We start from the raw sequence: 10,586 nt of genomic DNA, 5'->3' as shown, positions 1-10,586 counted from the left end.
TGAATCAAATGGAGAAAAAGTTTCCAATGTGGACATATGTGCGCTGCTCTTTTTGTTTTGTAGAACTGATTGTTTATTTAGATCGCTCACAGTAAGAGCATTCATGCGTATGCTTTATTCACCAATCGGTAGACTAAAAGCATCATGGACAGTGACAGTAGCGGACGACAATATATCTGCGTATGTGTGCCACGCCGTTTTACGGTATCTGAATGGACGGTGACCGACTCGTGATAGTCGATATCGTCATGCTTTTATTTGGTGTTGTGCTGACAGCGGGGACATTTCTTTTTGTTTCCGCAGAGTTTTCTTTGGTTGCTTTAGATCAAGCTGTTGTCGAGCGTCGTGCAGCGGAAGGCGATAAGGGAGCAACGCAAGTTTTACGAGCAACCCGTACACTATCGACACAGCTTTCCGGTGCTCAAATCGGTATTACACTCACAACGATTCTTTTGGGCTACACCACTCAAACAACCTTAGCTTCCTTGCTTACCGCCCTGTTTGGATATACAGGAATTGCCTACACGCTCAGTGCAACAATTGCAGTGACCCTGGCCGCCGTCATTATCAACATGTTTTCCATGCTTTTTGGGGAGCTCGTTCCAAAAAACTTGGCATTAGCCCACCCCTTACAAACGGCTCGCGCTGTAGTGCCTTTCCACATGGCATTTACCGCTGTGACCAGGCCAATCATTCTTTTGCTCGGTGGTATTGCAAACTGGGTACTGGCCCGCATGGGGATTGAACCTCAAGAGGAAATCTCAGCAGCTCGCTCAGCTTCAGAACTTGCGGCTTTGGTCCGCCATAGCGCGCAAGAAGGAACTCTTGATGTATCAACGGCGTCACTACTGACAAACTCCATACGTATTTCAGCGCTGACTGCCGTGGACGTCATGACCGATCGTGGCCTCATGCATTCTTTACCAGAGGACTCAACAGCTGCCGATGTCATTGCTCTCGCACGTGAAACAGGCCATTCACGTTTCCCTGTTATCGGGCAAGACTCAGATGATGTCCTGGCTTTCGTGTCCCTACGACGAGCTATCGCGGTTCCTTACGAGAAACGCGGTGAGGTTCCCGTGCTGTCACAATCTTTACGTGCTGAAGCTCCATGTGTTCCCGAAACCTTGGAGTTAGGTCCTTTGATGTTGCAGTTACGCGATGAAGGCCTGCAGATAGCCGTTGTCGTAGATGAATATGGTGGAGTTTCGGGCATAGTGACACTGGAAGACGTTGTTGAAGAAATCGTCGGTGAAGTCTCAGACGAACACGATCAACGTCGTTTGGGGATACGCACGCGCCATGATGGTTCTTTATTGATTCCTGGGACACTGAGGCCAGATGAGCTTCTTGAACGTACAGGAGTGGCTTTGCCTGCAGATGGTCCTTGGGATACCATCGCCGGTTTGGTGATTACTCGTTTAGGGCGACTACCTGTTGTCGGCGATGAAATTGTTGAGTCACACTATCGTTTAGAAGTCACTCAGATTCAAGGTCGTCGTATCACGCATATTGCTTTAGCTCCACGTGAACAAGAAGGTGAGCAATGAACCCTGTCCTCGCATTGGGACTTACATGTGTTTTGCTGCTGATTAACGCTTTTTTTGTTGCAGGTGAATTTGCGACGACTTCAACGAGGCGCAGTCAGATTGAACCTCTTGCTGAATCAGGTCTACCTGCTGCGCGGCACGCTTTATATGCTTTGGAGCATGTGTCTTTAATGCTGGCTATATGCCAGTTAGGGATTACTGTGGCTTCGACTTCATTAGGTGTTGTCGCCGAACCAGCGCTGGCATACCTCGTGGAAGCTCCATTAATAGCTGCGGGTTTTCCTGCGGCAAGTGCGCATGTGGTCGGCTTCGCTTTAGCTTTAGGTGTGGTTTTGTTGACTCATGTGGTTCTTGGTGAAATGGTGCCGAAAAATATTGCAATCGCAACACCTCACCGTACCTTGATGATCTTAGCTCCAGTTCTTGTGGCGTGCGGTCGCCTGTGTCATCCGCTGATCGCAATGATGGATAGGACAGCGAACTGGTTTTTACGTCGGGCAGGGGTGGAACCTCAGTCAGAGATTGCCTCCACTTTTACCGTAGAAGAAGTCGCGTCCATTGTGGAGCTTTCTCAACAAGAAGGCATGATTGATGATGAACTGGGGCTTTTGACAGGGACGCTGGAATTTTCAACGGAAACTGTTGCCTCAATTATGATCTCGCGTGATGATTTAGTGGTTGTGTCTGAGCATGTAACACCTGCTCAATGTGAAAAAGAGGTTGCGCGTACGGGTTTTTCGCGTTTTCCTGTTATTGATGATGCCCAGATGATCTGTGGATACGTGCATGTGAAAGATATCCTTCACGCCACTTCAGAAGAACGGAATCTGCCCATTGAACCGTGGCGTATTCGCCGTATGGAATATGTTGGCGCCAATGATGAAGTCGAGGATGCTTTACGTCATATGCAACGCACCGGAACCCATATTGCTGCTGTGCAAGACACGGAGGGAAGGGTCGTAGGTGTGCTCTTTCTTGAAGATGTGATTGAAGAACTGGTGGGTGAAGTCCGTGATTCTTTGCAGCGTGATGGTGGATGGTAAAGTCACGTAGAGAAGATGCCTTGTGAGGGCGGATGAATATTTTTATAGGCCGCACAAATGAAATGCAGGTTGTAGTCTGGGTGCAGGTGTCTTGAGAGGATTGTGGGTAAAGGAAGGGATAGTCTGATGGCTGATGATGCATTGCCTCACCAGTTACCCACGCGCCGTCAGTGGCATATGCAGCGTGATTTGGAAACCGGTGAAATTCCTTTACCTTCGTTTCCTTCACGTGCTTCACGTTGGGGATTGCGTGTCGTGGTTTTATGCCTTTTGGCGGCTTTAACCGTTGTGATTCCGTTGACGGGACTTGTAGATCCGGTGCGTTCTATTTCCTTACCTGTGCGTGAAGTGGGCACTGATACTGCGGGGAAAAGCTGGGCGAATACCTTGGTGCCGCTAGAAGATGACACCTCTTTGACTGAAAATATTTCTGCTGCAACGCGTGCTCGTGTACGCACACCAGTAACTCTTTCGCCGTGTGTGCCCTCTGATACTGCGGCGGCCGGTGGGCGAACAGTGACTCAGAGTAGTCAAATTTATTTCCCTGTTCCTGCGGGTGCGTATGAATACACGTCGCCTTTTGGCCCACGTATTGATCCTTTAGGTCGGGGGGAGTCTTTTCATAGCGGATCTGATTTTGCTGGTCCTTTGGGGACGCCGATTTATGCGGTTGCTGATGGTGAAGTCATTAAAGCTGCGGAGGCTGTGGGTGCTGGAACAAATTTGAAAATTCGGCATATGGATAGTGATGGTTCGGTTTTTTATTCCGTCTACTATCATCAATATATCAATCAGATTACTGTTTCTGAAGGCGACCAGGTAAAAGCTGGGCAGCATATCGGTGCGATTGGCAATAATGGTTGGTCAACGGGTCCGCATTTGCATTTGGAAATACATGATTCATCAGATACTCCCGTTGATCCGATGGTGTGGTTGCTTTCTCATCGAGCTGTTCATCTTGGTCAGGAGTGCTAAATGTATCCAGTGACTGCTGCACGTTGTCCTCTTGTCATTGCTCATAGAGGTGGGGGAGGGGAAGCCCCTGAAAATTCCGAACGTGCTTTTGAGGCTTTACGTTCTTTAGGGATTCGTCATATTGAGACAGATGCTCATGTGAGTGCTGATGGTGTTGTTGTGGTGAATCATGATGCTTCGGTTGATCGAACATTTCACGCACAGGGAATGATTCATGATTATGCGTGGAATGATCTGAAGCGTATGGAAGGAATCTCAGGACAGCGCATGTTGGCTCTGTCTGAGGCGCTTGAAGCATTCCCTGATATGTACTTCAATATTGATGCTAAAAGTGATGCTGTGGTTGATCCTCTCCTTGAGGTGATAGCTACTCATCGTGCTTTTCATCGAGTATTAATTGCTTCCTTTTCAGAGAAGCGTTTGATGAAAGTGCGTGCTCTGTGCCCGCAGGTGACTACATCTTTAGGTACTGCCGCGGTTGTGCGTTTACTTGCAGCTGCGCATACTCACAGTGATGCTGCTGCGTGGGGTGTTCCAGGGCCTAAACGAGGTGTTCGAGCCGTTCAAGTTCCTGAATATCAGGGTCCTATTCGTGTGGTGGATCGTCGTTTTGTGGCGGCTGCGCATAGGGCTGGTTTGGCGGTTCATGTGTGGACTGTTAATGATGAAGCTGATATGCATCATTTGTTGGATATTGGTGTTGATGGTCTTGTGACAGATCGGCCGACTCTTGCTCGTCAGGTGTTGATGGAACGTCAGGTGTGGCGTGAGCTTCCTCCGCCGGGGCACGTCCATGCGCCTTCTCGTCGTCCGCGGGATTAGTGGTGCCTTTTTTCACATAATTTGCACTTGGTGTAAATTTGCACTGAGTGTAATGTTTCTGTGTGGCTCAAAAAGAAAACACAAGTGAACGTCCTTCACTTCGCATGCGCCGCGAAGAAATTATCCGTCGCGCCGCATATGACCTCATTCTTGAAAAAGGATATTCACATGTCACAATGGACGATATTGCTGAACAAGCGGGAGTATCACGACGCACTGTATTCAACTACTTTCCCTCAAAAGCAGAGACATTAGGTTTCTTACCGCAGCCTGTTTCTGCTGAAGAAATCACGATCATTGAGGATGAGCACACTCCTCTATATGACTGCATACGTCGATGCTTAGCGCTACGCTTTTCTCGCATAGCCCTTGAAAGTACCTACTTTCGACACGTGAAAGACATCCTTAAAGCAAATCCTGAAGTAAAAATCATACTTGACCAAGCTATCCATACAAATGTCACCTCACTGCGACAGGCTTTTGCTACACGCTTTCACGCAAGCAGTGAAGACATCACAGTACTAGCTGCTGTACACCTCATGCAGACAATTGAAGGATGTGCAGTCGTGTATTGGTGCCGTGCAATGGAACAAGAAACAGAAGCAGAAACAGAGGGACTCATCGCAGCCCTCGATATGACACTTGATACTTTCCGCACAATTCTTACCGATAATTCCGACAAAAAGTGAAACGGTATACAACACTACAGAACTATAGAGAAGAAAATGATAGCAACTCCCGTGAAAAAAACCTCGGAAAATAACTCTCATACAGATACCTTTGATACAGCCTTCCATCCCGACCGAAAATTCTGGGCAATATATGCAGCCCTGATGATCGTCATGTTCTTATCCGCAATGGATCAAACAATTGTTGGAACCGCGCTCCCTACCATCGTGGGAACCCTTGGCGGAGCAGAACATATGGCATGGATCGTCACAGCATATACGCTGGCAATCACTGTGGTGATGCCAATTTATGGGAAATTTGGTGACCTCATCGGTCGAAAAACCCTTTTTATCAGCGCAATTATCCTTTTCCTCGTGGGCTCGGCGCTATGTGGTTTTGCTCAGGACATGTTCCAGCTAATTGTATTTCGTGCGCTTCAAGGACTCGGTGGCGGGGGCCTCATGATTTCTTCACAAGCCATCATGGGGGATTTGATTCCGCCACGCTCACGCGGAATCTACAGTGCGCCAATCGGCGCAATGTTCGGTGTGGCCTCTGTGCTTGGTCCGATTATTGGAGGCTGGCTCACAGATTCAATTTCTTGGCGGTGGACATTCTGGATTAACTTACCGCTGGGAATCATTGCCCTCCTAGCGGTTGTCCTCACACTGAAACTGCCACGTCATCACTTACATGCTCCGATTGACTGGCTCGGGCTTGCCCTCATGAATATCGGAGCGGTTGCGATTGTTTTGGCTGCTACATGGGGTGGCGGACAATACGCGTGGACTGATCCCGTGATTATTGCTTTACTTGCATGTGGCCTTGTCGCATGGGGATTATTTGGCCTGGTGGAAATGCGTGCCGCAGAGCCTGTCCTGCCTTTAAGTATCCTTATGAATCGCACATTTGTGGTCGCTACCATTAGCGGCATGCTTGTCATGGGTGTCATGGTAGGCTCCACGTTATACCTACCCACCTACTTCCAAATGGCATACGGCTATTCCGCTACCGTATCGGGATTGCTTTTAGTCCCTATGACGGCTGGCATGATTGGTGGCGGCCTTTTCTCTGGTGCTGCAATGAGTCGTACAGGAAACTACCGGATCTACCCGATCCTTGGGCCACTTATTGCCGCTACGGGAACTTTTGGCCTCAGTCGCATCACAATTGAAACACCAGCATGGGTGCTTTCCGTATTGACATGTGTGATGGGTGTAGGAATTGGCTTATTTTTCCAATTGCTTGTCACCCTGGTTCAAAATGATGTTCCTCAGCAGCACATGGGGACTGCGACAAGTGGAAATAACTTTTTCCGTGAAGTTGCCGTTTCTTTAGGTGCTTCGCTCATCGGTACAGCTTTTGCATCGGGTCTGAAAACGCATATGAGTGACAATATTGCTTCAGCCCTTGCAGCACATCCGGCGCTCTTGGAAGTTTTTTCTCAATTCTCATCCGGACACGTTGGTGAAATAACGAATGATCTGACACCAGCAGGTGTTCAAGCTATGCCTGAAGCCCTACAACAAGTAATTGCTCAGTCGTATGCTGACTCATTAGTACCAATTTTCACCCTCCTTGTGCCTATCCTTATCTTCACTGCTCTCATCGGCTTCTTCTTCCCATCGAAGGCTTTATCAACAAAGACAGGCCTACAACAGTTGGCAGAACATGAAAAAGCTCAGATGGAAACCCCTGTGGAATAGGACATCTCACCTTTCGATTAACTATAGCAATATGCCGTGGTGTCTCACTAAAAGTACAGGCACCACGGCATATGTGTCATATATACGACTGGAGAGGCCGTCGCTTATCAGTCTTTCAATCCCTGATTGTGAACAACAGAAACCGAACGGGCACGTATAAGGCGAGCAACACCTACAGCAACTAAGAGAGCCGCTATACACCAACCTGCCATATGTGCCCACACAGACTCAGCAACGAAAACAAGTGCCATAGCTACAAGAACTGGAGCAAGCAAAGACAGAGCATGAACGATGTAACGGCCAAAAGTAGGCATTGGAACACCATCAGCTTCAGCTACTGATTTCACCATGAAATTAGGTCCATTACCTATATAAGTGAGAGCTCCGCAGAAAACTGCTCCCAAAGAAATAGGAACAAGGTAAAGGAGCGGAACCCCTGCAATAAGAAGGTGATCTGGTGTTGCAAGAACTTTCGCCATCTCAAAGAAAGTGAGGTAGGTAGGTGCATTATCTAAAACAGAGGACAAACCACCGGCGAATACAAAGAACGTCACACGGTTCAAAGGTAAAGAAGGAGCGACTTGTTCGAGGAATTTCAAAGCGGGTGCCATAGTCGCAAAAATCCCAATAAAGAGGATGCCGACCTCTGCTATTGGGGTCCAAGTAAAGCCATTATCACGGAAACGAATGTCACGTGAACCAAAGACATAGGAAGCCCCGGCAGCAGCAAGCATGACAATTTCACGCCACGGTATAAGGGCAAGGCCGTGGACATGACCTGCAGCCGCCTCATGTGCATCAACAGAAGGAATAAAAGCGACAGAAATGATAATCAGAGCAAAAAAGATGAGATTAATTTTTCCGTCTAGGCGTAGAGGAGTGATTTCAGCACGGTCCTGTTGGATGGCTTTTTTAGTTTCAGCAGCGTAGTACAAAGAATCTATTGAATAGTAAGTGAATAAGAGCAAAGCGAGGACAAAAGCCCATTCTTTCCACAGGTTGAATGTCCACGTGAACGGCACGCCCTTGAGGAAACCCAAGAAAAGAGGTGGATCACCAAGTGGGGTGAGTAAACCACCGCAGTTAGCGACAATGAAAATTGTGAAAAGAACAGTGTGAACCCTATACGCGCGTTCTTTATTCGTTGCCAGGAGCGGGCGAATCAGGAGCATAGCGGCCCCTGTTGTGCCAATGAAACTGGCAAGGAAACCGCCAATAGCCAAGAAAATAGTGTTATTACGCGGTGTAGCCTGAATGTCACCTGCCAAGTGGATTCCGCCAGAAACCACAAAAAGTGCAAAAAGCAGCGTAATGAACTGGAAATAGTCAATTGCAGTTAAGGTGAAGGATTCAGCTCCTGCGTGAAAAACCATCCAGAGAGTTGTTGGGACACCTAAAGTTAACGCGACGATCAGCTGACTAGAATTACGCTCCCACCAGTGCGAAGTAGCAGGAATGATAGGGAACAAAGCAATACTTGCCAGCATAAAAATGAAAGGGAGGAGAACCCACCACTGATACGTCACTTCATCTTCCTTATGTCTACGAATATGAACTTCATTAACTCTACGGGTTGTCGCAGTCCATGCCCGTACTGGTCCGTGAGTTGGTACCACAGAAGATCAGCGGTACGGGGAACGCGTTAAAGCAAAGAACAAGCAGCGCTACAAGAAAACGACCCACAGTAAGAACGCAAGTTAGCCCCTTAGGTGAGTTTACGGCCAGACACGTTGAGTTTACGGCCAGACACGTTGAGTTTACGGCCAGACACGTTTCAAGCTGAAAAAAGAAGTGCCCCGAACAGGATTCGAACCTGCGGCCTTTCGCTCCGGAGGCGAACGCTCTATCCACTGAGCTATCGGGGCCAACGTCGGGTTAGTTTATCAGTCTTTTTGCTTGAAAGTACAAAACCACGTCACAAAGTTCATTTTTCCTATGAAATCTTTTTCGGATCGATAAGGAAAATAAATACTGCAGGTGCTGCCTGAACAATACTCATGAGCAACACGAGGAACGAAAATGGAATGAATCCTTAAAAGAACTGTGAATATTGACATGCCACAGGCTCGTGTACGTGGATGTAGTAGCCAGAAACGGGCGTATCATTCTACGATTTACAGGTGACTCCTGAAGAACTTGCTGCTTTAATTCGTATAACACTTGTCGATGCCCTCCACGCGGGGACGCTTTCTCTTGACGAAGATGACATTCCTGCCGCGGTAAAAGTTGAACGTCCACGCAACCGCGATCACGGTGACTGGGCCACCAATATTGCTATGCAAATGGCAAAGAAAGCAGGGATGGCTCCCCGCGATTTTGCAACCCTCCTTGCAGATATGCTTTCGAGCCACGAGGGAATTGACAGCGTAGAAGTCGCAGGACCAGGTTTTATCAATATTCGTCTTGCCGCAGCATCAGCTGGTGAACTTGCCCGCACAATTGTCCAGCTTGGCAACGAATACGGGCGCAACGAAAGCCTCAGCGGTACGCATATTAACTTAGAATATGTGTCCGCAAACCCCACAGGACCTGTTCATTTAGGCGGTGCACGCTGGGCAGCAGTTGGTGATTCACTGGCCCGCTTAATGATGGCATGCGGCGCGCACGTGACCCGCGAGTATTACTTTAACGATCACGGGTCACAAATTGACCGCTTTGCCCGTTCACTTCGCGCTCGTGCTTTAGGACAAGACGTTCCTGAAGACGGATATGGCGGACAATACATTACGGATATTGCCACCCGAGTCCAAGCTGATGCAGCACAGGCTGGTGAAGCAGACCCCGCTACTTTGCCTGAAGCAGATTCTATTGAAGCTTTCCGTCGTCGTGGTGTGGAACTCATGTTTGATGAGATTAAAGAACGTCTGCGCACATTCAATTCAGAATTCGATGTGTTCTTCCATGAGGATTCTTTACATGAATCTGGTGCAGTAGCACGCGCAATTGATGTGCTCCGTGAACGCGGAGAAGTTTTTGATAGTGAAGGTGCTGTCTGGTTGCGCACAACGACATATGGTGACGATAAGGACCGAGTCCTCATTAAATCCGATGGACAAGCAGCCTATTTTGCCGGTGATGTCGCCTACTACTTGGATAAGCGCTCGCGTGGTGCAGATACAGCAATTTACCTGCTGGGAGCTGATCATCATGGGTACATCGGGCGAATGATGGCGATGTGTGAAGCATTCGGTGACCAGCCGAACGTCAATATGCAGATCCTCATTGGACAAATGGTGAACCTTGTGAAAGATGGGGAACCTGTCCGTATGTCTAAACGTGCGGGAACAATTGTGACCCTTGATGATCTTGTAGATGCTGTGGGTGTAGATGCGGCACGCTACGCCTTGGTTCGCGTATCAATGGATTCAAATTTGGATATCGATGTCAATCTTTTAGCATCGCGTACAAATGATAATCCGGTGTATTACGTTCAATATGCTCATGCGCGTACCTGTAATGTGGCGCGTAATGCTGCTGAACATGCTGTGACTCGTTTAGCTGGTTTCGTTCCTGCTGCTTTGGACACGGCAGCGGATGCTGAGCTGCTGGGGGTTTTAGCGCAATTTCCTGCGCAGATCGCGCAAGCCGCTCAACTACGGGAGCCTCATCGTTTAGCTCGATACTTAGAATCTGTCGCAGCGACCTATCACACATGGTATGGGCAGTGCCGTGTAACTCCGCGTGGTGAAGACCCTGTGGAAGATTCTCATGTGGCACGCCTGTGGCTTAACGATGCGGTGACGTGCGTACTTCGTTCAGGTTTAGATTTATTAGGTGTGAGTGCTCCTGAGCGAATGTGACCAACTGACGGATGGTACTGA

Annotated in this window: 8 protein-coding genes and 1 tRNA gene; 7 read left to right on the top strand and 2 right to left on the bottom strand. The window is 48.4% G+C overall.

The window, feature by feature from the left end:
• Positions 1 to 212: 212 nt before the first annotated feature.
• The 6 genes from LRP54_RS00500 (at position 213) to LRP54_RS00475 (ending at position 6,765) form a co-directional block, all read left to right on the top strand.
• Positions 213 to 1,550 (top strand): hemolysin family protein, encoded by a 1,338-nt coding sequence (locus LRP54_RS00500; RefSeq protein ID WP_269212660.1) that lies wholly within the window; start codon positions 213 to 215, stop codon positions 1,548 to 1,550.
• Positions 1,547 to 2,593 carry a hemolysin family protein gene (locus LRP54_RS00495; RefSeq protein ID WP_231234593.1) on the top strand — a complete coding sequence of 349 codons (1,047 nt, stop codon included), beginning with the start codon at positions 1,547 to 1,549 and terminating at the stop codon, positions 2,591 to 2,593. The genes LRP54_RS00500 and LRP54_RS00495 overlap by 4 nt, the downstream gene beginning before the upstream one ends.
• A gap of 126 nt (positions 2,594 to 2,719) precedes the next feature.
• Complete coding sequence (locus LRP54_RS00490; RefSeq protein WP_231234592.1) at positions 2,720 to 3,568, top strand: M23 family metallopeptidase; 849 nt, start codon at positions 2,720 to 2,722, stop codon at positions 3,566 to 3,568.
• Complete coding sequence (locus tag LRP54_RS00485) at positions 3,569 to 4,390, top strand: glycerophosphodiester phosphodiesterase (protein WP_231234591.1); 822 nt, start codon at positions 3,569 to 3,571, stop codon at positions 4,388 to 4,390.
• A gap of 62 nt (positions 4,391 to 4,452) precedes the next feature.
• Positions 4,453 to 5,079: a TetR/AcrR family transcriptional regulator gene (locus tag LRP54_RS00480; protein ID WP_231205380.1), complete on the top strand. Its 627-nt coding sequence runs from the start codon at positions 4,453 to 4,455 to the stop codon at positions 5,077 to 5,079.
• Positions 5,080 to 5,115: 36 nt separating this feature from the next.
• Complete coding sequence (locus tag LRP54_RS00475; RefSeq protein ID WP_442984573.1) at positions 5,116 to 6,765, top strand: MDR family MFS transporter; 1,650 nt, start codon at positions 5,116 to 5,118, stop codon at positions 6,763 to 6,765.
• 107 nt (positions 6,766 to 6,872) lie between these two features.
• Here LRP54_RS00475 and LRP54_RS00470 read toward each other — a convergent pair whose 3' ends face one another.
• A complete protein-coding gene (locus LRP54_RS00470; protein ID WP_231234590.1) occupies positions 6,873 to 8,291 on the bottom strand; it encodes a sodium:proton antiporter in 1,419 nt (472 codons plus the stop codon).
• Between the two features lie 266 nt (positions 8,292 to 8,557).
• Positions 8,558 to 8,630 (bottom strand) — tRNA-Arg (locus LRP54_RS00465).
• Between the two features lie 255 nt (positions 8,631 to 8,885).
• Between LRP54_RS00465 and argS the strand changes: the two genes are divergently transcribed.
• Positions 8,886 to 10,565, top strand: coding sequence for an arginine--tRNA ligase (gene argS / locus LRP54_RS00460; RefSeq protein ID WP_231205331.1), 1,680 nt, complete (start codon positions 8,886 to 8,888; stop codon positions 10,563 to 10,565).
• The last annotated feature ends 21 nt before the right edge of the window (positions 10,566 to 10,586 follow it).

The sequence above is a fragment of the Schaalia sp. lx-100 genome, assembly GCF_021083625.1.
GTDB lineage: Bacteria > Actinomycetota > Actinomycetes > Actinomycetales > Actinomycetaceae > Pauljensenia.
The sequence above is the reverse complement of the archived record's forward strand: the minus strand, read 5'-3'. Positions and strand labels throughout refer to the sequence as shown.